The sequence below is a fragment of the Rathayibacter sp. Leaf296 genome, assembly GCF_001423045.1.
Classification (GTDB): Bacteria; Actinomycetota; Actinomycetes; order Actinomycetales; family Microbacteriaceae; genus Rathayibacter; species Rathayibacter caricis.
Genome location: NZ_LMNR01000001.1, coordinates 442776 through 466984, shown reverse-complemented (window position 1 = coordinate 466984; position 24209 = coordinate 442776). Strand labels below are relative to the sequence as shown.

Here is a 24209-nt window from a genome sequence, read left to right as displayed (position 1 = left end):
GGATCAGAGATTCGCCTGCAGGAAGGCGAGGATCGCCTTCTTGTTGTTGGGCGTGTTGTTCTGCAGACCGTGGTGCTGCTCGCCGTCGATGCCGACCTCGGCCGCCACTCCGACGCCCTGGAGCGCCGCCTGCATCGCCTCGGCCTGCTCGACGGGGACGAGCTCGTCCTCGGACGTGAGCCAGATCTGGGGTGCATCGCTCGCGTCGACCGCGGTGATGGGCGACGCGGGGACCGCCTGGGGGCAGGACTCGCTGACGGACTCGCAGCCCAGGTACGAGACGATCTGCTGCTCCGCCTCGGGAGCGGGATCGCCGAGCGAGAGGCCCGACTCGGTCATGTCGGCCACCGCCGAGAAGGCGACGACCGCCTTGACCCGGGAGCCCTCGGTCAGCGGGCCCTCGCCCGCGGTGCCGAGGGACGCGGCGATGATGGCGCCGGCCGAGCTGCCCATCGCTCCGATGCGGGCGGGGTCGATGCCGAAGCGCTCGACCTGCTCCGGGTCGCGCAGCCACTCCACGGCCGCCTGCGCGTCCTCGATCTGCCCCGGGTAGAGGCTCTCGGGCAGGAGGCGGTAGTCGATCGTGAACGACGCGTAGCCGCGCTGCGCGTAGTAGGCGCAGAGCTCGGACATGCCGCCCTCGTTCCGGGCGCCCTCGACGAAGCCGCCGCCGTGCATCAGCAGCAGGGCCGGGAGCGGACCGGTCTCGCCGGTCGGGAGGCAGGCGTCCGCCTTCAGCGACGTGCCGTCGATCGAGCGGTACTCGATGGCCTTCTCGGTCGTGTAGCCGGCGGGGGTGGAGACCGGGCCGGGACTCGCCGTGCAGCCCGCCAGCGTCGCGGCGGCGGCCAGGGCCATCGCCAGGAGTCCGGCTCTGCGGTACGTGGTTGCCTTCGTCACTCTTCGGTGTCCGCCTTCGTGGATCGGGGGGAGGGAGGTGTGCGGGAGCCGATGTCCGGCGTGCTCACGGAATCGGTCGCGCGGGCTTCGGGGCTGACGGCGGGGGTGCCCTGGCGCGGCTTGCGCTTGGCTCCGGGGCCGCCGAGGATCGCGGGCGGCACGTAGATCCAGCGGATCTTCGAGAGGTACCGCGTCACGAAGAGGGAGATCACGACGGCCAGGACCAGCACGACGAGCAGGAGGGGCACTTCGAGCCCGGCGAGCCGCGAGCGGTCCTCGGGGAGGGCGAAGCGGAGGAACGTGATGCTCGCCACGATCACGTAGAGGTGCAGCAGGTAGATGTGCAGGCTCCGCTCGCCGCACGTGGTGACGAAGTGGAGGAACCGCACTCGGGACAGCGAACGGGACACCAGGATGCCCATCGCGACGGCCGCCATCTGCGCCGCGAGCACCAGGAACGGCACCCAGCGGACGGGGAAGACGAACAGCACGACGCTGAGGGCGAGGAAGACCGGCGTCACGATGAGGTAGGCCTTCGCGCCCTTCTGCTCGACGAAGTCGATGATCTTCTTCGAGTAGAGGGTCCCGACGAGGAAGAAGACGAACAGGGCGCCGATGCGGTTCCAGCCGACGTTGGTCGTGTTGATCAGTCCGGTGGTGAACAGCGTGCCGAGGATCGCCGCGAAGGCGACCTGCACCCGGTGATCGACCTTACGCAGGAGCCAGGCCCCGAGAGTGAACAGGAAGAGGCCGTAGATGAACCAGTAGCTGCTGCTGGGCCAGAAGAAGAGGAGGAGGAGGTTGAGCGGATCCGTCGCCGGCAGCTCGCCCAGTCCGCCGTTGGCGAGCGGGACGACCAGGTAGAAGACCATGCGCAGCACGGACCAGACGACGTAGAGCCAGAGCAGCGGGTAGAGCCTCCGGCGCCAGAGGTCGCGGAAGGACCACGTGGGGATCCGGCTCCCGAAGAGCCCCGAGACCAGGAAGAAGACCGGCATCGGGAAGAGCTCGAAGACGACCTTGATCCGCCCGAGCGTGTTCTCCACGCCGATATCGCCCAGGTAGAGCGAAGTGTGGTAGTACACGACCAACAAGATCGCTGCGCCCTTGGCGAAGTCGACCCATTCGCGCCGAGCATTGGCCGGCGCCTTCATCATCTTGACCATCTCCACCCCCCTTTGCACTTCTCGGACCACCCTCGGATCCAGCCGCTCCGCAGGACCGGGCAGGGCCCGGCACGCGTCGCAGCCCGGCCAGCCTACGGGAGGCGCGACACTCACACCTACTTGGAAGGATTCGGGGGGACACGTGGTACCGCTCCCGCCGAGCCTCCGGCGGCGTCCCCCTTCGTGAGGACACCGCCGGTCGGTCAGCGTCGGGCGCGTCCCGCGTCCATCGCCCGCCGGTAGAGCGCGGGGACTCTCCAGGCGAGGGCGAAGAGCACGGCGCGCTTCGCATCGCGGCGTCCGGCGAGCGCGATCAGGTGCCGGAGGGAGGCCTCGCCGTGCGTCTCGCGCCAGAGTCGGTCCGCTTCGCCGGCCTCGTGAGCCCCGGACGTGGCGTCCTTGAAGCGGGACAGCAGGTTGAACCGCGCCTGGTAGTACGAGAACTCCGGCGAGCGCGTGAGGCGGGGGTCCAGGCCCTCGGCCGTCGTCTCGACGACCCGGGCGAGCGCCGCCAGCGAGTCGGCGCGCTTCGCACCCGACCGGATGATCGACCCCGAGCGGAGGTGGTACTCGTACACCCGGTCCGGGATGACGGCGACCTCGTCGGCCGCCGCGAGGAGCTGGGCCACCTGGGCCTGGTCGGAGTGCTGCCGGATCCTCGTGAAGTCGATGCCGTCGAACAGGGTCCGTCGGAACAGCTTGTTCCAGAGGTGCCCGGTCAGCTCGCCCACGAGGAGCGCGTCGAACGCGCCCCGGCCGCTCAGCGCCACGGGTCCGCGGAGGCCCCCGATGGGGGTCGTGCCTCCCGGCTCGACCGTGACGGCGCCTCCCACGACCACGTCGGCCCTCGTCGACAGCGCCGCGGCCAGCAGGACCTCGACGGCGTCGTCCGGCCAGACGTCGTCGGCGTCGACCATCCAGATCCACTCGCCGCGGGCCTCGCCGACGCCGCGCTCGCGTGCGGCCGCGACTCCGGCGTTGACCTCCTGGGTCAGCGGGCGCACGCGCTCGTCGCGCTCGGCTGCGGCTCGGGCGATCTCGCCCGTCCGGTCCGTGGAGGCGTCGTCGACGACCAGGATCTCGATCCGGTCGTGCGTCTGCCGGAGCAGCCGCTCCAGCGCCGAGGCGAGGTGCTCCTCCTCCTGGTGGCAGGGCAGCACGATCGAGACGAGCGTCTCGGCGGAGGTCACGGCTGCGCCATCACTCGCGCGAGCACGATCTCGAGCGCGCGTCCGCTGGACTCGAGCGAGAAGCGGTCGAGCCAGCGCTCGACGCCGGTGACCTCGAGCTCGCTCGCCCGGAGGAGGGCGTCGGCGAGGTCGGAGGCGGAGGCCGTCAGCGACAGCTCACCGGTGAGACCGGGGACGATCGCGTCGGCGACGCCGAGGGCGCCCGAGACGGCGACGGACGGCACTCCGGCGGCCGCGGCCTCCACGAGCACGTTGCCGAAGCCCTCGCGCAGCGACGGGAGCAGCACGACGGCGTTCTCGTCGAAGTGGGTGAACCAGTCCTCGACCCAGCCCATGTCCTCGAAGACGACCTTCCGCTGGGTCGCCTCGGAGCGCATGCTGTCGAGCAGCGGCCCGCCGCCGAACGAGACGACGCGCACGTCGACGCCGCGGCGGCCGAGCTCCTCGGCCGCGCGGATCGCCAGCTCGGGCCGCTTCTGCACGACGAGGCGGCAGGGCAGCACGATCTGCAGGCCGTTCGCCGCGCCGGGCACGCGGTGCACGCGCTGCGTGAGGTCGACCTTGGCGGTCGCGGGGTTCGGCACCACGGTGCAGCGCTCGCCCGAGACGCCGAAACCGGCGACGAGCTCGCCCGCCACGGGATGCGAGATCGCGATGACGTGGTCGGCGCGGCGGTACAGCGTCTTCGCGAGACCCAGCTGCACCTTCTGCACCTTCGAGAACCCGGGGATCCCCAGCGAGACGAGGTTGCGCTCGCTGACGATCGTCTTCGGCCGGTAGCGCTTCGGAGTGGTCTCGGCCGCAGCCAGGAGCACGATGTTCGGGTAGCCCTGCAGGCCGATGGCGACGTCGGGGGTGCGGCGCTGGAAGAGCTCCTTGAGCATCTTCGCCTTGCCCACGTGACCGGTGCCGTTGCCGATGCGGTGCAGGACGGCGCCCTCGGGGAGGTACTCGTCCGTGGCCTTCGAGGAGGTCGTGACGACGTCGACGTGGTAGCCCTGGTCGAGCAGCCACTGCATCCAGGTGCGGGCGACGAACTCGGCCCCGCCGCCGTGCAGCGAGGTCACGACGAACATGATCCGGTTCGGACGGGTGGACGGTGCTGTCGTGCTCACTTGACGACCTCCGAGTCGAGTCCCTGGGTGTTCAGCGCCGAGAGCCGGGTGACCTCGGGCAGCGCCGCGGCGATGGTCGCGCGCAGTCCGCCTCCGTCCGGTCCGGTGAGGATCCGGTCGAGCACGGGGAGGACCGCGTCCGCGAAGCCCGGGACGGGCTCGACGCAGAGCTCGGGCAGGCCGATGAGGCGCATGATGCCCTCGACCTTGCCCTGGGTGGCCAGCGTGATCGCGGGCACTCCGAGCGAGAGCGACATGATCGCCAGGTGCATGCGGCCGGTGACGACCAGCAGCGCGTCCTCGGCGAGGCCGCGGATCTCGGCGGGGAACAGCACGCGGTCGACGACGGTGACGCCCTCGGTCCCGACGCGCTCGGCCACCGCGCGCACGGCGACCTTGTCGTCGCCGATCGGACGGGACACGTGCGGCAGGAGGACGACGTGGACGCCGGCGGCGCGCAGCCGGGCCACGATCCGCTCGTACTCGGGGACCTGGTCGACGGACTTGGCGACGAGCGCGCTGGCGTTCACCAGGGCGTAGGGGACGCCGACGGGCAGGTCGAGCGCGTCGCGGGCGCTGCGGTCCCGCGTCCGGGCCGAGAACACGATGTCCGTGACCTCGACGACGCCCTTCGCGCGGTCGCCACGGGCGCGCTCGGCCGAGACCGGGTCGCGCAGCATCGGGACGGCACCGGCGCGCGACGCGGCGGCGAGGCTCCGCTTGGCGGCCAGGCGGGCGCTGCCGTTCCAGCTGAAGCCGAGGATGCGCGTCGGCACCCCGGCCTCGGCGGCCAGCTGCGCGAGGAGGGAGCGGCGGACGGATCCGCGGAGGCTGTACTTGCCGTCCATCATGTCGGCGCCGATCACGGAGAACGTGCTCGCGCGGCGCACCAGCTCGGCGAAGCGGCGGAGGTCCGCTGCGTGGTCCTCCCCCACTCCGTAGACGAGGTGCGGCAGGACGACGACCTCGACGCGGTCGGCCTGGTCGGCGGGGACGACGACATCACCGGCGAAGCGCTCGATGATGACGACCGGGCCGGAGGTGTTCTCGAGGAACGCCTCGAGCATGGCCTGGTCGCCGATGTTGCCGCTGCCCGGCGCGGCCAGCAGCAGGTGCGCGGAGGGGGCGGCGGGGAGCGACGACACGGCGGCCCGGAAGACCTTCGCGTCGCGCTTCGCGGGAAGGAGCGTGGTCGTGACGAAGTCCTTCTTCCAGGACTTCACGACGCCGAGCTTGAGTTTCATCGGTCTCTTTCACTAGGGGTAGCGGCGGGGTCCGACTCGAGGGTCGGCTCGTCGGTGGGGACCGGAGCGGCGGCGGCCTTCGGCGCGCGCTTGAGGTGGCGGCGGGCATCGGCGAGCCCGAGGATCTGGCGGCGGAACGCGGGCAGGACGAGCATCCACAGGCCCACGCCCACGAGCACGGCGGCCACGCCGACGGCGAGGCGGAGGATCGGCACGTCGGCCGGGAGCGCGATCGTCGCGAAGAACGCGCCGACCGTGATGCTGCCGAACACGACGAGGCTGCGCAGTCCGTTGAGGAACATCTCGCCGACGGGGGCGTCGGAGGTGCGGCCGATCCACAGCAGCGCGATCGGCCAGGTCAGGGCGAGGGACGCGGCGTACGCGACGGCCACTCCGGTCACGCCCCAGTTCGAGCCGACCAGGATCAGGACGACCATCAGCGGGCGGGTGCAGAGGCTGTACCAGACGCTCTGACGGACGAGGTTCTTCGCCAGGAACACCCACCACGAGCAGTAGGCGGTGGCCTGGAAGAAGCCGGCGACGAGCAGGATCTGGAAGATCGGCACCGAGGCGAGCCAGCGCTCGCCGAGCAGGATCCGGATGACCGAGTCGGCCTGGGATCCCAGCACCGCGAGCACGAGGCCCATGACCGTCAGCATCGCCGACTGGCCGAACAGGATGAAGGTGCGGAAGCGCTCCTTCTCGTCCTGCAGGCGCGAGAGCACCGGCAGGGCGACCCGCTGCGCCGGCGCGTTCAGCTGCTGCAGCGGCAGCATCATCAGCTGGAACGCGCGGTTGTAGAGACCGAGGTCGACCGGGCCGAACCGGGCGCCGATGATGACCGAGTCGACGTTCTTGCTGACGTAGGTCAGCGCCTGCGTCGCGAAGACGCCGCCGCCGTAGCGGAGGAACGCCTTCATCGGCTCGCCGCGGCGGTAGCGGCCGGGGAGCCAGCCCGTGATCGCGATCAGGACGATCACTCCCACCAGCGGCTGCACCACCTGGGACGCGGCGAGCGCCCAGTAGCCCGCTCCGGACAGGGCGAGGATCACGCCGAGCGCGAGTCCGATGACCTGGCCCGCGATGTCGACCGCGGTCAGCTTCACGAAGCGGAGGTGGCGGGCGAGGTCCGCGCGGAACTGCGTCGCGACTCCGTTGAGGAGGAACGTCGACGAGAGCGCGACGGTCAGCAGCTGGAGCCGCGGGTCGCCGTACAGCGCGGCCACCGGCCACGACGCCGCGATCACCAGGAGCGTGAGCACGAGGCCGATCGCGGAGTTGATCCAGAAGAGGTTGCTCTTCTGCCCGCGGCTGATCTCCTTCGCCTGGATCGCCGCGGAGGAGAGCCCGAAGTCGCGGAAGATCTCGCCGATGCCGATGATGGCCGTGACCATGGCGATCAGACCGTAGTCGGCCGGCGCGAGCAGGCGCGCCAGGATGACGATGCTCCCGAGCTGGATGACGATCCGGACGGCCTGGCCGCCGATCGTGACTGCGGCGCCGCGGGTCGCCGATCGACCGAGACTGCCGGGGGCCTGGGGCGCTGCGCTCATCGCTTCGACTTCTTCTTCCTGATGACGGCGTCCTGGTACGCCTGCTTGAGCTGGAGTCCGAGCCGGTCCCAGTCGCGTCCCGCGAGGGCCGGGGTGCCGGTGCGGGGTCGGGCGCGGAGGTCGGCGATCGTCGCCGTGATCGTCTCCGGGGTCAGCTCGCCGTCGTACTCGATGACCCAGTCGCTGCCCACCTCCTCGGCCAGGACGGAGTTGGCGGGCGTCCTCGGGACGAGGACGGGCCGGGCGAGCGAGAGGGCGACCAGGATCGACCCGGAGTTGTGCATCTCGCGGTACGGCAGCACCACGAGCTCGGCCAGGGCGATCTCGGCGACCATCTCGTCGTCGTCGACCCGGCGGAGGGTCGCCGAGACCCGGTCGTCGCGCGCGGCGCGCTCCTCCACGAGCTCGCGCTGGCCGGCGCTGGGGCTGCCCACGACGTGCAGGGAGAGCGTCGGGTCCTCGACCCCGCGGAAGACGTCGATGAACTCGACGACGCCCTTGTAGGGGCGGATGATGCCGAAGTACAGCAGGCGGCCCTGCTCGGACGGCGGCTGCGGGTGGCGGGCGAACTGGTCGCGGTAGTGCCCGTGCAGGATCGTGACGGCCGGGACTCCGGCGGGGGTGACCGTGGTGGGGTTCAGCCGGACGAAGAGGTCGGTCGCCTTGTCGATGCGCCGCAGCGAGCGCCGCTCCGCCACGGGACCCTTCTCGTGCGGCTCGGCGTTGTGCACCGTGCGCACGAGCGGGATCCGCTGCAGGGCGAGGCGGACCAGCAGGACGTCCAGGGCCCGGCGCCGCAGGAACCGGTGGCTACGGCTGCGGCCGCGGATCATGAGCTCGGGCCAGTGCACGTGCAGCACGTCGTAGCGGGCGGTCAGGGCGCTGCGCCACGAGAAGAAGAGGAGCTCGACCCCGGGCGCGAGCCCGTCGACGATCGAGTCGACGTACTGGGTCGTGTCGTCCGGCGGCGCGAGCGACTGCTGGACGACGAGGTTCGCGGCGCCGTCGCGCCCGGCCGTCATCGTCCGCTCCTGGCGGTGACCGGGGCGTCGAAGATGCGGGCACCGCGCGGCTGGCGGCGCATCCGGATCCCCTTGGAGAACTCCGGCACGTGGACGGGGTTCAGGCAGATGATCACGAGGAAGCCCAGGAGGAGGTGGCTCGGGCGCACCGCGTCGATCGCGTTGTAGCCGGCGAGGCAGATGAGGAAGCCGAGCAGGGCCGTCGCGGGCGCGACGTCCTTCTTCGAGAGGGCGCTCGCGGCGAGGGCGCCGACGAAGATCAGGAAGAAGATCACTCCGGGGATCCCGACGCTGATCAGCAGCTGCAGGAACGAGTTCTCGATCACGACCTCCGAGAAGAGGCGGCCGGTGATGCCGGAGGTGCCCGCGCCGGAGCCGAGCCAGTTCGAGAAGTCCGCAGCCTGCAGAGCGACCGTGATGCCCTCGTCGCGGGCGTCGGCCGAGATCGCGGCGTCGAGGTTGTTGTTGCGGGCGGTGACGGGCTCGAAGTTGAGCACTCCGACCGCCGCGATGATGCCGGCGACGGCGATGGAGCCGGGCCGCGAGAGCGACCGGTTCGGGTTCATGAAGGCCACCGCGACCAGGGTCACGGCGATCGCGATGCCGACCGCCGCCATGGGGCCGCGCGAGACGGTGCCGACGACTCCGGCCGCGGCGATGATCGCGCAGATGAGGTCGGAGCGGCGCGAGCCCTGCAGCCAGGCGCCGAAGCCGAGGGCGGCGCCGACGGTGAAGAACGTGCCGGCGAGCAGCGGGTGGCCGAAGGTCGCCTCGGCCCGGTACAGCGACCAGTGCTGGACCGTCTCGCGGCCGAGGATCTCGTAGACGGTGCCGTACAGCGGGGAGCCCTGCAGGACGAGCTCGATGCAGGCGTAGAAGCCGAAGACCGCGGCGAGGATCACCCAGGTCTTGCGCAGCAGCACGGCTTCGCGCTGGGCGTCGAACACGAACAGCGGGAGCATCAGGCAGATCGTGATGCTGATCATCCACGAGATCCCGGCCGAGGCGTACTCGGAGCGGAGCGACACGACGGCCGACCAGGCGAGGAGCGCGAACCCGCTCAGGATCGCGATCGCGCGGGGCGCGGTCAGCACCAGCTCGCTCGTCCACTCCCTGATGGGGGCCCGCCACAGCTCGGGAGAGAGGGCGCGGCGCGCGACCCAGACGACGAGCACGACCGCCCAGAGCGTCACGCGGAAGGTGAAGCCCGACGGGGTGAGGGGCGAGGGGACGATCGCGAAGAGGGCCAGCGCGAGCGCGGGGAGCCAGTGCGCGGGCACCCGGAGCACGACGACCGCTCCGGCGATCCCGCCGGCGGCGAGCACGACGAGGCTGGCGCTCCCGGTCATGGAGCGCGTGGTCATGACGTAGAGCAGGCCGGCCACCACGATGGTGGCGAACGAGAAGACACCGGCGACGACGAGCCGACGGGGCAGGAGATCGATCACGGTCGTGGATCCTTCTGGAGTCGGAGCGGGAGGAGGGGGCGCGGGCGGTGCGGAGGCCGGCGGTGCGATCGGAGGCGGGGTGGAGCGGGGACCCCGGCCGTCACCGGACGGCGCAGAGGATCGGGGAGCCGAGGACGAAGGAGCGCATCTCCTCGACGTAACGACTGTAGGGGCGGGACCGGGCGATCCGACCCACTTCCTCCGCTCGGGCTCGCAGACCGGCCGGATCGGCCAGCAGTCGCGAGGCCGTCTCGGCGAGCTCCTCGGGCCGTCCCGGGGGGACGACCGCCACCGCGAGGTGCTCGTAGCCGCGGATCCCCGCGACGTCCGACGCGATGACCGGGGTGCCGCGCGTGGCCGCCGAGGCGAGGCGCACGTGCCCGGTGCTCTTGCGCGTGTCCTTCAGAGCGAGGACGTAGAGCTCGCTGGAGGAGAGGAGTCGGTCGTGCTCCTCGCGGGGCACCTCGACCAGCACCGTGCTGCCGGGGGTCGCCGCTCGCCGCGCACGCACGGCGTCGCGGTGATCGCACACCGCGGTGAGGGGGACGCCCTGCTCGCCGAGGCCGGCGAAGAACGTCTCCCAGTCGCAGGAGTTGCGCCCGGACGCCATCGCACCGCTGCGAGCGGTCGGCTCGGCGGGCGGGACGCGGTCGTCGAACCAGTAGAACGGCACGTGCACGATGCGCTCGGGCGGGATGCGGAAGCGCTCGGCGTACTCCTCCCGCTCCCACTCGGTCATGACCTGGATCCGCGCGACCGCGCGGCCCAGCAGGAGCCGGTAGAGGCGGACGGCCGCGGCGCCCTTGAGCCCGGGGCGGACCGTGCTCGGCATGAACTCGGTGAGGACGAGCCGGCGGCGGCCGGTGAGGGCCAGGAAGCCCGCGAGCACGACCACACCGCCGATCCGACGGGTCCCCTGGGACGTCAGCACGAGGTCGTAGTCACGGCTGCGCAGGCACATCCGCAGCGTGGTCCGCCATCGACGGAGCGCGCTCGTGTTCGTGCCTGCCACGTCCGCGCCCACGACCCGTCCGTACCAGGTGTCACTCAGGATCCGAAGGGGTGCCGGTTCCGCCATCGATCAGGCCGGGCCTTCCCGCAGCCAGCGCTGGAAGGTCGTGAGCATGTCGGCGTTGGTGAAGGAGGGGACCGTGTGGCCGTTCTCCCTGCCCTCGCCGGAGTGGGCGACGATGGTCGCCTCCTTCGCGAGGGGCAGCGCCCGGCGGTAGAAGCGCCCGCCGTGCAGCTCGAGGGGCACGAGCTCGTCCTCGGAGGAGCCGGTGACGCGCAGTCGCGCACCCGCCCAGGCGGACTCGGGCAGGCGGAGGGGGTTGGCGGCTCAGAGGGCCGCGGGGTCGTTGCCGTAGATCGGCAGGACGCGCGAGGGATCCCGGCGGCCCAGGTCCTCCATGTCGTACGAGCCGCTCGCGTGGTACGCCCCGCGGATCGCGGGCACCATGCGCTTGCCGTACGCCCAGGCGAGCAGCGTGCCGCCGCCGGAGTTGGAGCGGAGCAGGCTGGCCGAGACCGTCCACACCGACGACACCCACGCCGCCGCCTTCGTCTGAGCGGCGAGCGCGACCGGGTTCGTGTAGAGCGAGCCGCCGTAGTTGGGGCAGATCGAGACGAGGCCCTGGTCGACGGCCTGATCGGCCGAGTACTGGTACGCACCGGACAGGGCCGCGTAGTTGCTCCCGCTCGCGTGGTAGTACCAGATCATCGAGACCGAGGACCCCGGCTTCGCCGAGTGCGGCACGAACAGCCGGGCGCGATCGCCCGAGATGACGACGTCGATGACCTCGTACTTCTTCTTGCCCACCCGCGAGACCACGGTGTCCGTGCGCGAGATCTCGCCGGGCAGTCGGGGGATCACCGAGTAGTTCGGTGCGGCGGAGGCCGGCGACGCGACGACGAGGGTCGCTCCCACTCCTGCGGCGGCGGCCGACGACAGCAGCAGCGCTCGTCGGGAGATCCGGGGGGACTGGGGTCGGGTCATGGCGGAGTCCTTCACAGGCGGTCGAGGTGTGGCGCGGGGCGCAACGATCCGAGCCGCCCCGAGGCTCTGCGAGATCACCCGCCCGCCGATCCTACGTGGCGGGCCGTCGCCGTGCACGGCCGAGGGGGCCGGGGGCACCTCAGCCCCGGGCCCGGCGGGGGACGAGGCCGCCGACGAGCGACGTCAGCCGCCGCCACCGCGAGCGGGGGTTCGGCACCGGGGTCTGCAGCACGAAGCGCGGCCGCTCGGCCGCCGCGACCACCCGCCGGCTCGCCGCGCGCTCGAGGATCTCGCGGGACAGCTCGCCCGCCTCCGCGTGCACCGCGAGGCCCGACTCCGCCAGTCGCGCCGCGATCTGGACCTGGTGGTCGTCGACGTGCTCGCCGTGCGCGAGACGGCGCGGGACGAGGATCGGGACGCGGCCCTGCTCGATGGCGCTGAGCGCGGTGCCCACTCCCCCGTGCGCGATCACGACATCGGCCTCGGCCATCGCCGCCACGAGCTCGCCGTGCGGCACCGAGGGCCGCCCTTGGATGCCGAGGCCGGAGACGTCCGTCATGCCCGTCTGCCAGAGCACCTCGACGCCGTCGAGCAGAGGCACCACGGCCTCGAAGAAGCGCGAGAAGGGGTACCCGTCCTGCGTCCCGACCGAGACGACGGCACGGCGGACGGGCTGCGGCGGCACGTCCTCGACGTGGTAGTTCTCGAAGATCGCCCCGCCGAAGCGCCAGCGCGCATCGGCCCAGGAGCGGTACTGCGTGTAGGTCGCGACGCCGGCGAGCCTGGCGAGGATCCGGCCCGAGAACGAGGGGCCGTCGACCCTCGCGGCGCTCTCGATGTAGTGCGCGGGGATCCCCCGCAGCACCGCGAGCGGGAGGATCGAGAGCGCGGGGCTCGCTCCAGTGCTGAAGACGGCGTCGAACCGGCGGCCGCGCAGGATGCGCCAGCCGAGGAGGACGTTGCGCAGCAGCGGGACGACCGCGCGCGGCGGCGCCTCGTGGAGTGCCACGACCTCGCGCCCCGCCAGGAGGCTGCGGCTCAGTCCGCCCTCGGGAGTCGCCCAGAACTGCTCCTCGACCGGGATCCGGAGCTGCTCGGCCAGTGTGTGCAACTCGGACAGGTGGCCGCCGCCGGAGCAGACGAACAGATACGACGCCACGGCGTTCCTTTGCTTCCGGTCGGGGGGAGCCGATGGTGAGGGGGCGGTCACCACAGGGTTCACGAGCAACCTGCGTAGTGCGAGACGGATCGGAGCCTAGCAGGACTGCATCCACACCCGAACTGGGGACTCCGGCGGGCCCCTTCGCCGCTCTCGTCCCACGTCCTCACCCGATGGTCAAGGACGGGCGCACGACCCGACGGAGTCGTAGCGTCGGACTCCCGCGCCCGATCCGTGGACGCGACGAGAGAGGCCACTGATGAGCGAGAACGAGCAGGACCAGCCGGTCATGGACGGCAGCGACGACGCGACCAACGACGAGAAGCTCAGCGGCCTCGTCGAGCAGGTCGACCACGACCACGGAGCCGAGGGCGCCGGAGCGATGGCCGACGCGCTGCGCGACCGCGCCGACGAGACGGACACCGAGATCGTCGAAGAGAAGGAGTGACGCGCGGTCGCGTCGATCCTGTCGCGTGACTCCGATCGACGCGACCCCCCTCAGCGCGGCAGGGCCGCTCGGGCGCCGCGGAGGAAGACGGCGGTCATGATCGCGCGGGTGCGCGCAGGCGAGGCGTCGAGCGGGCCGAGGAGGTCCTCGATCCGCTCGAGGCGGTCGTAGAGGGTCTGCCGCCCGATGCCGAGAGCCGCCGCGGTGGCGGTCTTCCCGCCCCAGAGGGACGCGTAGGTCTCGAGCGTCGGCAGCAGGTCCGGCCGGTGCGCCAGGAGGGGCCCGAGCAGGTCCTCGACGAAGTCGTCGGCCTCGTGCGCCTCGCGCAGGGCGCTGGCGAAGCGCTCGAGCCGGTGCTGGCGGGCGTCGATCACGCCCCCGGGCCGGGCCCACTCGCGCACTCCCCGCACCTCGGCCAGCTCCCGCTGGAGCGAGCGCTGGTCGCCGATGCCGCTCCCGACGCACACCTGGCCGGCTCGCATCCCCGCCGCCCTGACGAGCAGCTCGGCACGCGCCCGCTCCATGGCCGCCGTCGTCGAGAAGGCGAGCACCGCGAGGACCTCCGTGCCGACCACGCTGAGCACCGGCTCCGACTCGCCCACCGCGCGCAGGGCGCCGCGCACCTGCCGCAGCACCCGCTCGTCGTGCTCCACCTCGGCCGAGACCCCGAGGTAGCGCTCGCGCCCGCCCGCACCGAGCCGCTCGAGGAACGCGTCGACCTGCAGATCCAGCGTGCTGGGCGGCTGCGGAGCGCTGAGCACCGCGACGAGCTGCGCCGCGAGCCGCTCGTCGACCGACGGCGGCCGGTTCCGGAGGACCGCGATCGCGAGCACGTCGGGCGCCCGGTCCAGGGCCACCGCGACCGAGTGCACGTCGGCGTCGACGTGCGCGCGGAGGTACAGCGTGCCGAGCAGGGAGTCGCCGGCGTGCAGCACTCCCGAGAAGGCACCCGCGGTCCTGGCCGTGTCGATGCCGCCCCCGGGATCCGCCCGACCGATCGGCTCGCCGGTCGCGGAGACGAGGGAGGCGCTCGCGCCCGTCTCGGAGGCGACGACCTGCAGCAGCTCCTCCACCGTGGCCTCCGCGGCCGCCGCCTCGCCGAGGCGACCGGACAGTCTGTCCGCCAGCCGCAGACTCCGGAACTTCTGCTCGGTGAGCCGGGTGTTGATGCTCTCGCACACCTGCACGAACGGCACCCGCTTCGCAAGCGAGAGCACGGGGAGCCCGAGCCGGTCGGCGGCCGCCACGAGTGGGGCGGGCACCTCGGGCAGCCGCGGCGAGAGCTCGACGGCCAGGGCGCCGACTCCGGCCGCGACCAGGGATTCCACGTAGCGGCGGCACTCGGCCGGGTCCTGGTCGGACGCCAGGTGCACGCCCTCCATCAGCAGCAGCTCGCCGCCCAGGAGGAGCGGTCCGACGTCGAGCTGCTCGCTCGCGTGCGCCCAGCGGATCATCGCGCGCAGCGCCGGGTCGCCTCCGGCCACGACGACGGGGAGGGCGGCGGACAGCAGGGGGTCGCGGAGGGCGTCCAGGAGCAGGTGGGCCATACAGAACGTCCTCTCGCGTCACGGCGAATTTACACGGGGGCGCGTCGCGCGAAACTGGTCCGGAGCAGAGTGGCCTCACCGCCGGTCGAGGACCTCCCGCACCACGTCCGCCCGGCGCCCCCGCACCTCCCCCTCCGCTCCCCACCTCACTCCGAGAGGATCCGCCATGAGCACCGACGCCCTGCACGGCACCGCCGATTCCGAGGAGGCGCTCGCGCCCCTCCCCGACTCCCGTCGCACCGCCCGGCTCGACGGCCAGTTCTGGATCTGGGCCGGCGCCAACATCGCCCCGATCAACTGGGTCCTCGGCGCCCTCGGCGTGAACATGGGCCTGGGCCTCTGGGACACGGTCACCGTCCTGGTGCTGGGCAACGTGGTCGGCATGGCCGTCTTCGGCTTCTTCGTGCTGCTGGGGCAGCGCACCGGAGCGACGGGCATGCTGATCGGCCGGGCCGTCTTCGGGCGCCGCGGCAACTACGCTCCCGCGGCGGTGCAGGCGGTCGTGGTGATCGGATGGTGCGCCATCAACACCTGGATCGTGCTCGACCTCGTCATCGCGCTGCTCGGCTCCGTCGGCCTCGTCGATCCGGAGGACTCGAACGTCGGCTGGAAGATCGCCGTCGCGGCGGTGATCATGGCGATCCAGGTCGGGATCTCGTTCCTGGGCTACCGCGCGATCGCCGCGTTCGAGCGCTGGACCGTGCCGCCGACCCTGATCGTCCTCGCGCTGATGTCGGTCGTCGCCTGGTTCTTCCTCGACATCGACTGGTCCTACGACGGCCCGGCCGAGGGCGCCCTCACCGGCGGCGACCGCCTGGCCGCGATGTCGATCGTGATGACCGCGATCGGCATCGGCTGGGGTCTCACCTGGCTCGCCTACGCCGGCGACTACTCCCGCTTCGTCAGCCCGCGCGCCTCGCGGCCGAAGCTGTACTTCGCGAGCGTGCTCGGCCAGTTCATCCCGGTCGTCTGGCTGGGCCTGCTCGGCGCGACCCTCGCGACGAAGAACGGCGGCGTCGATCCGGGCGAGCTCATCGTCGACAACTTCGGCGCCCTCGCGATCCCGGTGCTGCTCCTGGTGGTGCACGGCCCCATCGCGACGAACGTGCTCAACATCTACTCGTTCAGCATGGCGACGCAGGCGCTCGACGTCCGGCTCGGACGCCGCACCCTCAGCCTCATCGTCGGGGTGCTGGCCTTCGCCGCCGCGGTCTTCTTCGTCTTCCAGGACGACCTGGCGACCACGCTCGACGCGTGGCTGGTCGGACTCGTCGGCTGGGTGGCTCCCTGGGGCGCGATCGTGCTCGTGCACTACGCGGTCTTCGAGAAGCGCGTCCGCTCCTTCGGCCACCTCTTCGCCCCGGTCGGCTCGCCGCTGCTCCCGGATGTGCGCTGGCGCGCCCTGCTCTCGTTCGCGATCGGCGCGACGCTGACCTGGATGTTCATGAACGGCTCCGTCCCCGCCCTGCAAGGGCCGGCCTCGACCTCCCTCGGCGGCATCGACGTCTCGTGGCTGGCCGGCGCGGTCTCGGCCGGCGTCGCCTACCTGCTGCTCGGACGCCGCGACGCGGTCGCCTGGGTCGAGAGGCGCGAGGCCCTGGAGCGGGCGCCGCGGGCGGCCGAGCCGGTCCTCGGGTAGCCGGCCCCGTCACTCCGCTCTCCTCCCACCCCCGCCGCACCACCTGCTCCACCGCACCTCGAACCACGAACGGAACCGCCATGCCGCTGCTCATCACCGACGCCTCCGTCATCACCATGGACCCGATCTCGGGCGCCGTGCCGATCACGGCGAGCATCCGGATCGTCGACGACGTGATCGTCGCGATCGGCCCGGGGCTCGTCGCGGAACCGGGCGACGAGGTGATCGACGGCCGCGACCGCCTCGTCACCCCCGGCTTCGTCAACGCCCACACCCACTCGTGGGAGTACCTCTACAAGGGGCGCTACGACAACCTGCCGCTCGAGCTGTGGATGCTGCTCTCGTACCCGATCCTCGGCGACAGCCGCGTCGCACCGGACCTGGTGCGGCTGCGCTCGTCGCTGTTCGCCCTCGAATCGCTGAAGGCCGGCGTCACGACGCTGGTCGACGACGTGCTCGAGAACCCGGACCAGGACGCCGCGCAGCTCGCGGCGGTGTTCGACGCGTACGACGAGATCGGGATCCGGGCGAACATCTCGGGGCACGTGATCAGCAAGCCGTTCTTCGAGACGATGCCGTTCCTCGAGGAGCTGCTGCCGGCGGACGTCCTGGAGTCGGCGCGGGCGGCCTCGCGTCCGACCACCGAGGGGTACCTCGCGTTCAGCCGCGAGGCGTTCGCGACGCAGCACGGGCGCGGCGGCGGCCGGCTGCGCTTCATGGTCGCCCCCTCCGCTCCGCAGCGGGTCGCGCCCGAGCTGCTGGTCGGAGCGACCGAGCTGGCGCTCGAGCACGACGCGGAGTGCCACATCCACGTCCTCGAGACGAAGACCCAGCTCGTCACGGGCGAGGAGTCGTACGGGGGCACCCTCGTCGAGTACATGGAGCGGATCGGGGCGCTCTCGCGGAACACCACGTTCGCGCACGGCATCTGGCTCACCGACTCCGACATGGACCGGGTCGCGGCGGCCGGCACGTCCATCTCGCACAACCCGCTGTCGAACCTCAAGCTCGGCTCGGGCATCGCACCGTGGCGGGCGCTGCACGACGCCGGAGTGAACCTCGGGCTGGGCACCGACGGCTGCTCGAGCAGCGACTCCCCGCGGATGCTCGACGTGATCAAGGCCGCGGCCCTGCTCCACAAGGTCACCGACCCCGACCTCGCGTCGTGGCCGACGGTGGCGGAGGTGCTCACCGCGGGCACGATCGGCGGGGCGCGCAGCGCGGTGCTCGACCACGTCACCGGCAGCATCGAGGTCGGCAAGCAGGCCGACCTCGTGCTGTTCGACCTCGAGACCCTGAACTTCACGCCGCGCCAGCGACTCGAGAACCAGCTCGTCTACTCCGAGAACGGCTCCTCGATCGACACGGTGATCGTGGCCGGCCGGGTCGTGGTGGCGGGCGGCGAGTCGACGACGGTCGACGAGAAGGCGCTGCGGGCGGATCTGGCTGCGCAGCTGGGCGACATCGTCGCGTGGCAGGACTCGCTCGATCGCACCAACGGCGTGCTGACCGCGCCGTTCCACCGCATGTACGAGCGGGCGATGGCGCGCGACGCGTCGATCGACCGGTTCAGCGGGCGGCGCCTGGTCTGACGCTCCGGGCACCTCCGGATCGGCGCGCGGGTCAGTCGGCGAAGATCTCGCCGACGGGCTCGTGCTTCTCGGCCTGGAAGCGGTCCTCGGCGCGGCCGAGCGCCCAGTAGGCCGACAGCGACAGGGCGCGGCGCTCGAGGCCCCAGTCGTCCTGCAGGAGGGCGCGCAGCTCCTTCATCGCGCCGCGCTCGCCGTGTGCGAAGACGTCGAGCACCCCGGACGGCCGCGGTTCGGCGCGGACGGCGGCGACCAGCGCACGGCCGGCGGCGAGCTCGCCGCGGTGCAGCCAGCGGACCTCGACGCCGTCGGGTGCCGCGAGCGGCTGCTCGTCCTCGGCGCCGTGCACCTCGATCAGCGCGAGACCGCGCGCGTGCGCGGGCATCGACTCCAGCGCCGCGGCGATCGCCGGCAGAGCGGAGTCGTCGCCGAGCAGCAGGTGGAACGCCCCCGGCTCGGTACTCGGCGACCACGCGCCGCCCGGGCCGTTGAAGGCGATGCGGTCGCCGGGGACGGCCGACGCGGCCCACGGCCCCGCCACTCCGTCGTCGCCGTGCAGGACGAAGTCGATCGCGAGGCTGCGGTTCGCCGGGTCGACGGAGCGGATCGTGTAGGTCCGGCGCACCGGCAGGTCCTCGGGGGCGAGCGTCGCCCGCAGCGCGTCGAGGTCGTACGGCGGCTCGACGTCGACGCCGGCGCGGGGCAGCAGCAGCTTCACGTACTTGTCGGTGGTGGCGAGCGCCGCAGGATCGGCCTCTGCGGCGAAGGCGTCGAAGCCCGGGCCGCCGAGGTGCACGCGTGCGAGGTGGTCGCCGAACCGCTCGGTCCGCAGCACCGTCAGCACGTGCTGCGTGCGCACGGGGCGCTCGCCGCGGGGACGGGCGGCGGCGGGGCCGGCGGACGGGGAGGCGGATGCGGAGGCGTCGGTCATCCCTCCAGCATGCCCGCCCGCCCGAGGCGTGCTCTAGCGAGCGCCTCGGAACTCCCTGGCACGGCGCAGTGACGGTGCTGCGCCGTAGCCTCTCCTCCGTGCCCGCAGCCTCCGATCGCTCCCTCCCGCGCCGTCCTCTCACGGCGGCGCTGCGCGGGCTCGGTGGCGCACTCGTCCTGGTGCTCGCGCCAGCGGCGTGCGCTCCCGATGCTGCCGATCCGGGCGAGGCTGGAGCGGGCACTCCGGGCACGACCGCGATCGCGACCAGCCCTCCCGCGACGACTCCGGCCGGCGCCCCTGAGGTCGACGCCGCTGCGGTCGACGCCGCCCTCTCCGCCCTCGAAGCCGAGTACGACGCCCGGATCGGGCTCGTCGCGGTCGACTCCGAGGACGAGCGCACCGTCGAGCACCGCGCCGACGAGCGGTTCCGCTTCGCCTCCTCGATCAAGGCCCTGGCCGCGGGCGCGCTGCTCGCCCGCACCGAGCCTTCGGATCTCGAGCGCGTCGTCACCTGGAGCGACGTGGTCGACCACTCCCCCGTCACCGGTCCCGCCACGGCGACGGGCCTGCCGCTCGGCGAGGTGGCCGAGGCCGCGGTCCGTCTGAGCGACAACACGGCGCACAACGTGGTGCTGCAGGAGCTCGGCGGGCCGGCCGGCCTGCAGGAGGCGCTGCGCGCGCTCGGCGACGACGTCACGCGCGTCGACCGGGTCGAGCCCGAGCTGAACCGGGTCTCACCGGAGGGACTCGACACCGGCACCGCGCGGTCGCTCGCCGCCGACCTGCGCACGCTCCTCCTGGGCGACCCCCTCGACTCGGCCGACCGCGCCCAGCTGCGCGACTGGATGAGCGGCAACGCGACGGGCGACGCGCTCGTGCGCGCGAGCGCTCCCGACGGCTGGAGCGTCCTCGACAAGTCCGGCGGCGCGGGCGGCCTCCGGAACGACCTCGCGGTCGTCGAGCGGCCGGGTGCGGCTCCGATCGTGATCGCCGTGCTGACCGAGCGCACCGACCCGACGCTCCCGTACGACGACGCCCTCGTCGCCCGGGCTGCATCCGTCGCACTGGAGGCGCTCCGCTGACGCGGTGGTCCCGGTGCGTCGGAGCCGGTCATGTCAGCCGTCGACGGAGCCGCCGATCTCGATGCCGCCGATCTCGGGAACGATCTCGACCTCCCACCGGCTGTGATCGGTTCCGGGTTCGACGGTGTCGAGGTAGTCGCGCACCTACCGAGCGGCTCTGTCGAGTGAGTCGACCTGGGTCGCGGTCTCGCCGTCGATCCGGAGCTCCCACCCGTGATCCCAGCGGTGGGCAGTGGCTGTGACGGTCATCGGTCCTCCTCGGAGTGCGATTCAACCGCGCTCGACCGGCAAGCCCGAGCCAGGCGCGAGACGCCGCGCGCCTACCCTGAAGCCGTGCCTCCCGCTCTCGCCCCGGCCGCCGGGATCTCCGTCTCGGCCGTCCTCCTCTTCGGACTCCGCCTCCCGCTCGCGGGCTACCTCGTGCTCGGCGCGAGCCTGCTCCTGGCCCTCGTGATCGACCGCGTCCTCGCGGTGGACCTGTCGCTGATCGCTGCCGGGCTCGTGATCGTCAGCACGATCTCGGTCGAGGCGAACCTCGACTACCCGAACATGGCCCTGATGGGCGCCGTGCTGTCGGCGGCCGTCGCCGTGCCCTGGGCGATCGACCGCTACGGCACGAAGAGGCGCATCATCCGCTTCCCGCTGCGCACCGGGCAGAAGTGGACGCCGCTCGAGAAGTCGTACCTGCCCGCCGTGCTGGTGCTCGGCTGGATCCTGCTGCCGTTCTACTTCATCCGCTCCGGCGCGTACCTGAACTGGCCCGCCATCCACGCTCCGGATGAAGTGGCGCGCCTCTTCGTCGGAGTCGGCTTCGTCGGCATCTGGGACGAGCTGTTCTTCATCTGCGTCGTCTTCGCGGTGCTGCGCCGCCACCTGCCGATGTGGTGGGCGAACGTGCTGCAGGCTGTCGTGTTCGTGTCGTTCCTCTGGGAGCTCGGCTACCGCGAGTGGGCTCCGGCGTTCACGATCCCGTTCGCGCTGCTGCAGGGCTGGATCTTCTCGAAGACGAAGTCGCTCACCTACGTGATCTGCGTGCACCTGCTCTTCGACCTCGTGGTCTTCCTGGCCCTGGTGCACGCGCACAACCGCGACTGGCTGCGCTGGTTCGTGTACTGACGCCTCCCTTCCAGGGGCCAGTACGGGCGGAGTGTTACGGCGGACGTCACGCGGTCGACGCGGGGCGGCGGCGATGCTCCATCATCGTCCCCGTGCGCCGACGGCGCCCGCTCCGCACCGTCCCGGAAGGACAGCAGGCATGATCCGCCTCGAGCAGCTCACGAAGGTCTACGGACACGGCGACGCCGCCGTCACCGTGCTCGACCGCCTCGACTTCTCGGTCGCGACCGGCGAGATCTTCGCCGTCGTCGGTCCGAGCGGCGCCGGGAAGAGCACGCTCGCCGCGTGCGTGAACCTCCTCGAGCGCCCCACCTCCGGCTCGGTCGTCGTGAACGGCGACGCGCTCTCGCAGCTGTCCGAGCAGGAGCTGCGCGTCGCGCGCCGCCGCATCGGCACCGTCTTCCAGTCCGACGGCCTCTTCAGCCGCCGCACGGCGGCCCAGAACGTCGCGCTGCCGCTCGAGTACCTCGGAGTGACGCCCGCCGAGACCACGCGCCGCGTCGCCGAGCTGCTCGACCGCGTCGGACTCGCCGAGCGCGCCCGGCACTACCCGCACCAGCTGTCGGGCGGTCAGCGCCAGCGCGTCGGCATCGCCCGGGCCCTGGCCCTGCGCCCCAGCGTGCTGCTCTCGGACGAGGCCACCTCGGGACTCGACCCCGCGTCGACGACCGCGATCACGACCCTCCTCAAGGAGCTGCGCGACGACCTCGGCCTGTCGATCCTCTTCATCACGCACGAGATGGAGACGGTGCGGCAGGTCGCCGACTCGGCCGCCCTGCTCGATCACGGCCGCATCGTGGAGTCGGGGCGCCTCGTCGACCTGCTCCGCGACGCCTCCTCGCCGCTGGGTCTCGCGCTCAACCCGCTGCGCCCGGCCGCGACTCCGGCCCCCGGGCTCACCGAGTGGGTGCTCGGCTACGCGCGCTCCGACGTGCCGGCCGACTGGATCGCCCGCCTGGGCGAGGCGGTCGGGCCGGTGTCGCTCCTGGGCGCCGCCATCGAGACGATCGGCGGCCGGGCCGTCGGCCACGCCACGATCGCGCTCGGACCCGTCGACGAGCGCCGCCTCGTCGACGCCGCCGGAGCGCTGGGCCTGTCGGTCCGCCCGGCCCCCGTCCGCCTCGACTCCGCCCCGCTCGAGCTCACCGAGGAGATCGCCGCATGAGCGTGCACCTCGACAACCGCGTCCCGATCGCCGAGATCCCGGCGCTCGTGCTGCCCGCGCTCGGCGAGACCCTGATCATGGTCGGCATCGTGATGACGATCGTCGTACTCGTCGGGATCCCGCTCGGAGCCGCCGTGCACAACCTCGCGCCCGGCGGGCTGTTCGAGAACCGCGCCGCGCACCAGACGCTGAGCTGGGTGATCAGCATCGGCCGCTCGCTGCCGTTCCTGATCCTGATGGCCTCGATCATGCCGTTCACCCGGCTGATCACCGGGACCAACATCGGCATCGCCGCGGCCGTCGTGCCGATGGCGATCGCGGGCATCGCGTTCTTCACCCGCATCGTCGAGAACGCGCTGCGGAGCGTGCCGATCGCGCTGACCCGCGTGGCCCGCGCCTCCGGAGCGTCGCGACTGCAGGTCATCCGCTCGGCGCAGCTCAGCGAGGCCGTGCCGCAGATCATCGGCGGCCTGACCATCAACACGATCGCGATGATCGAGTACTCGGCCATCGCGGGCACGATCGGAGCCGGCGGCATCGGCTACGTGGCAGTCACCTACGGCTACCAGCGCTTCGACAACACGGTGATGCTCGCGACGATCGTGATCCTGGTCGCCACGGTCGCGCTCGTGCAGCTCACCGGCGACGCCCTCGTGCGCGCCACGACGCCGAGCGCCTCGCGCACCCGGCGGTCCGAGCGCGTCGCCGTCGCGGTCTGAGACCGCTCCCCCCTCTTCTCCCCCACCCCTCGCCCGGCCTCCCCCCGCGGCGTCCCTCTCGCGCGCCCGGAACCCGGCGCGCGCATTCCGGAAGGCCTCTCATGCCCACGCAGAACGACACCCCCGACACCTCCGACACGCTCGGCTTCGAGCTGAAGAAGAAGCGCCGCTGGCCGTGGATCGCCGGAGGCGCGGTCGTCGCGCTCGGCGTCGGCGCGGCGATCGTCGTCCCGATCCTCTCCCCCGCCGTCTCGGCGAACGAGACCGAGGGAGCGACGCTCTACGTCGCGACCGCCGAGGGCAACGCGTCGGAGCAGGCGCTCGTGCAGTTCGTCGCCGACGAGGTCGCGCCGAAGTACGGCATCGAGGTGGAGTTCAAGGGCCTCTCGGACAGCAACACCATCAACCGCGCCGTCAGCGAGGGCGAGGTGGCGGCGACCGTCTACCAGCACAAGCTCTGGCTCGGGCAGGTGCTCGAGTCGAACCCCGACTTCGAGGAGGAGGCCGCGACTCCGGTGTTCCGCTGGGGCTTCGGACTCTGGAGCGACAAGTACGGCGACGTGTCCGAGATCCCCGACGGCGGCACGATCTCGCTCTACTCCGACCCGGCGAACGAGGCCCAGGGCCTCTGGCTGCTGCAGAGCGCGGGGCTGATCGAGCTGAAGCCGGGCACCGAGCCCGGCACGGCGACGCAGGACGACATCGCCTCGAACCCCAAGAACCTGAAGTTCACCCTGCTCGACTTCGCGGCCCAGTCGCGCGCGCTGCCGGACCTCGACGCGGCCGTCGGCTACACCGAGTACTACCTCGCCGCCGACATCCCGATCGAGAAGCAGATCTTCGCGCCGACCGCCCCCGACGACTTCGCCGGGCAGCTCACGATCGGCTCCCGCTACGCCGACACCGAGAACATCCGGAAGCTCGTGCAGGCGTTCCAGGACCCCGCGGTGCAGGAGTTCCTGGCGACCGACGAGACGGTGAAGGGCATCCTGCTGCCGCTCGCGGGCTGACGTCGACGGCCGGCGGCCGGAGTCTCCTCCGGCCGGCGGATTCCGTGATGCGTTCGTTGTGTCAGGACGTCGTGTCGCGACCCTCCGCTCCGCCAGGATCAGCACCAGGGGGCGCATCGCCCCCGGATCCATGGGGAAGCCGGGAGAGCGCACTGCGCCCCGGAGGAAGC

22 protein-coding genes are annotated in these 24209 nt (G+C 72.1%); 8 read left to right on the top strand and 14 right to left on the bottom strand.

Annotated elements, in window-relative coordinates; all coding sequences use genetic code 11:
• Positions 1-3 precede the first annotated feature (3 nt).
• From ASF46_RS01960 to ASF46_RS01910, 12 genes are all read right to left on the bottom strand, one after another.
• Positions 4-900, bottom strand: coding sequence for an alpha/beta hydrolase (locus ASF46_RS01960; protein ID WP_157602155.1), 897 nt, complete (start codon positions 898-900; stop codon positions 4-6).
• A complete protein-coding gene (locus ASF46_RS01955) occupies positions 897-2066 on the bottom strand; it encodes an acyltransferase family protein (RefSeq protein WP_157602154.1) in 1170 nt (389 codons plus the stop codon). The genes ASF46_RS01960 and ASF46_RS01955 overlap by 4 nt, the downstream gene beginning before the upstream one ends.
• Positions 2067-2269: 203 nt before the next feature.
• Positions 2270-3256 carry a glycosyltransferase family 2 protein gene (locus ASF46_RS01950; RefSeq protein ID WP_056866204.1) on the bottom strand — a complete coding sequence of 329 codons (987 nt, stop codon included), beginning with the start codon at positions 3254-3256 and terminating at the stop codon, positions 2270-2272.
• Complete coding sequence (locus ASF46_RS01945) at positions 3253-4371, bottom strand: glycosyltransferase (RefSeq protein ID WP_056866203.1); 1119 nt, start codon at positions 4369-4371, stop codon at positions 3253-3255. The genes ASF46_RS01950 and ASF46_RS01945 overlap by 4 nt, the downstream gene beginning before the upstream one ends.
• Positions 4368-5615 (bottom strand): polysaccharide pyruvyl transferase family protein, encoded by a 1248-nt coding sequence (locus tag ASF46_RS01940; protein WP_056866202.1) that lies wholly within the window; start codon positions 5613-5615, stop codon positions 4368-4370. Before ASF46_RS01940 ends, ASF46_RS01945 begins: the two co-directional genes overlap by 4 nt.
• Positions 5612-7168, bottom strand: a complete 1557-nt coding sequence (locus ASF46_RS01935) for a lipopolysaccharide biosynthesis protein (protein ID WP_082485146.1) — start codon at positions 7166-7168, stop codon at positions 5612-5614. Before ASF46_RS01935 ends, ASF46_RS01940 begins: the two co-directional genes overlap by 4 nt.
• Positions 7165-8190 (bottom strand): glycosyltransferase, encoded by a 1026-nt coding sequence (locus tag ASF46_RS01930; protein WP_056866201.1) that lies wholly within the window; start codon positions 8188-8190, stop codon positions 7165-7167. Before ASF46_RS01930 ends, ASF46_RS01935 begins: the two co-directional genes overlap by 4 nt.
• Positions 8187-9638 (bottom strand): O-antigen ligase family protein, encoded by a 1452-nt coding sequence (locus tag ASF46_RS01925; protein ID WP_056866200.1) that lies wholly within the window; start codon positions 9636-9638, stop codon positions 8187-8189. Before ASF46_RS01925 ends, ASF46_RS01930 begins: the two co-directional genes overlap by 4 nt.
• A gap of 100 nt (positions 9639-9738) precedes the next feature.
• Positions 9739-10662, bottom strand: a complete 924-nt coding sequence (locus ASF46_RS01920) for a glycosyltransferase (protein ID WP_056866199.1) — start codon at positions 10660-10662, stop codon at positions 9739-9741.
• A 57-nt stretch (positions 10663-10719) separates the two neighbouring features.
• On the bottom strand, positions 10720-10896 hold the full coding sequence (locus tag ASF46_RS19030; RefSeq protein ID WP_157602152.1) for a hypothetical protein: 177 nt from the start codon (positions 10894-10896) through the stop codon (positions 10720-10722).
• A gap of 81 nt (positions 10897-10977) precedes the next feature.
• Positions 10978-11634, bottom strand: a complete 657-nt coding sequence (locus tag ASF46_RS01915; RefSeq protein WP_056866198.1) for a hypothetical protein — start codon at positions 11632-11634, stop codon at positions 10978-10980.
• Between the two features lie 139 nt (positions 11635-11773).
• Entirely contained in the window at positions 11774-12793 is a 1020-nt protein-coding gene (locus ASF46_RS01910; RefSeq protein WP_056866197.1) for a glycosyltransferase, read from the bottom strand.
• A gap of 259 nt (positions 12794-13052) precedes the next feature.
• Between ASF46_RS01910 and ASF46_RS01905 the strand changes: the two genes are divergently transcribed.
• Positions 13053-13241 (top strand): hypothetical protein, encoded by a 189-nt coding sequence (locus ASF46_RS01905; protein ID WP_056866196.1) that lies wholly within the window; start codon positions 13053-13055, stop codon positions 13239-13241.
• Positions 13242-13291: 50 nt separating this feature from the next.
• Here ASF46_RS01905 and ASF46_RS01900 read toward each other — a convergent pair whose 3' ends face one another.
• Positions 13292-14788 (bottom strand): PucR family transcriptional regulator, encoded by a 1497-nt coding sequence (locus ASF46_RS01900; protein WP_056866195.1) that lies wholly within the window; start codon positions 14786-14788, stop codon positions 13292-13294.
• A gap of 166 nt (positions 14789-14954) precedes the next feature.
• Between ASF46_RS01900 and ASF46_RS01895 the strand changes: the two genes are divergently transcribed.
• Positions 14955-16427 (top strand): purine-cytosine permease family protein, encoded by a 1473-nt coding sequence (locus ASF46_RS01895; protein WP_056866194.1) that lies wholly within the window; start codon positions 14955-14957, stop codon positions 16425-16427.
• 80 nt (positions 16428-16507) lie between these two features.
• Entirely contained in the window at positions 16508-18019 is a 1512-nt protein-coding gene (locus tag ASF46_RS01890; protein ID WP_056866193.1) for an amidohydrolase family protein, read from the top strand.
• A 31-nt stretch (positions 18020-18050) separates the two neighbouring features.
• On the opposite strand, the gene ASF46_RS01885 is transcribed toward ASF46_RS01890, so the two are convergent.
• Complete coding sequence (locus ASF46_RS01885; protein ID WP_056866192.1) at positions 18051-18947, bottom strand: siderophore-interacting protein; 897 nt, start codon at positions 18945-18947, stop codon at positions 18051-18053.
• Between the two features lie 98 nt (positions 18948-19045).
• Between ASF46_RS01885 and bla the strand changes: the two genes are divergently transcribed.
• The 5 genes from bla to ASF46_RS01860 all read left to right on the top strand — a co-directional run bounded on the left by bla (position 19046) and on the right by ASF46_RS01860 (position 24039).
• Positions 19046-20029, top strand: a complete 984-nt coding sequence (gene bla, locus ASF46_RS01880) for a class A beta-lactamase (protein ID WP_200919649.1) — start codon at positions 19046-19048, stop codon at positions 20027-20029.
• A gap of 333 nt (positions 20030-20362) precedes the next feature.
• Positions 20363-21145, top strand: coding sequence for a CPBP family intramembrane glutamic endopeptidase (locus tag ASF46_RS01875; RefSeq protein WP_056866191.1), 783 nt, complete (start codon positions 20363-20365; stop codon positions 21143-21145).
• Between the two features lie 139 nt (positions 21146-21284).
• Positions 21285-22310, top strand: coding sequence for a methionine ABC transporter ATP-binding protein (locus tag ASF46_RS01870; protein WP_056866190.1), 1026 nt, complete (start codon positions 21285-21287; stop codon positions 22308-22310).
• Positions 22307-23029 carry a methionine ABC transporter permease gene (locus ASF46_RS01865; protein ID WP_056866189.1) on the top strand — a complete coding sequence of 241 codons (723 nt, stop codon included), beginning with the start codon at positions 22307-22309 and terminating at the stop codon, positions 23027-23029. Before ASF46_RS01870 ends, ASF46_RS01865 begins: the two co-directional genes overlap by 4 nt.
• 101 nt (positions 23030-23130) lie before the next feature.
• On the top strand, positions 23131-24039 hold the full coding sequence (locus tag ASF46_RS01860) for a MetQ/NlpA family ABC transporter substrate-binding protein (RefSeq protein ID WP_056866188.1): 909 nt from the start codon (positions 23131-23133) through the stop codon (positions 24037-24039).
• Positions 24040-24209 lie beyond the last annotated feature (170 nt).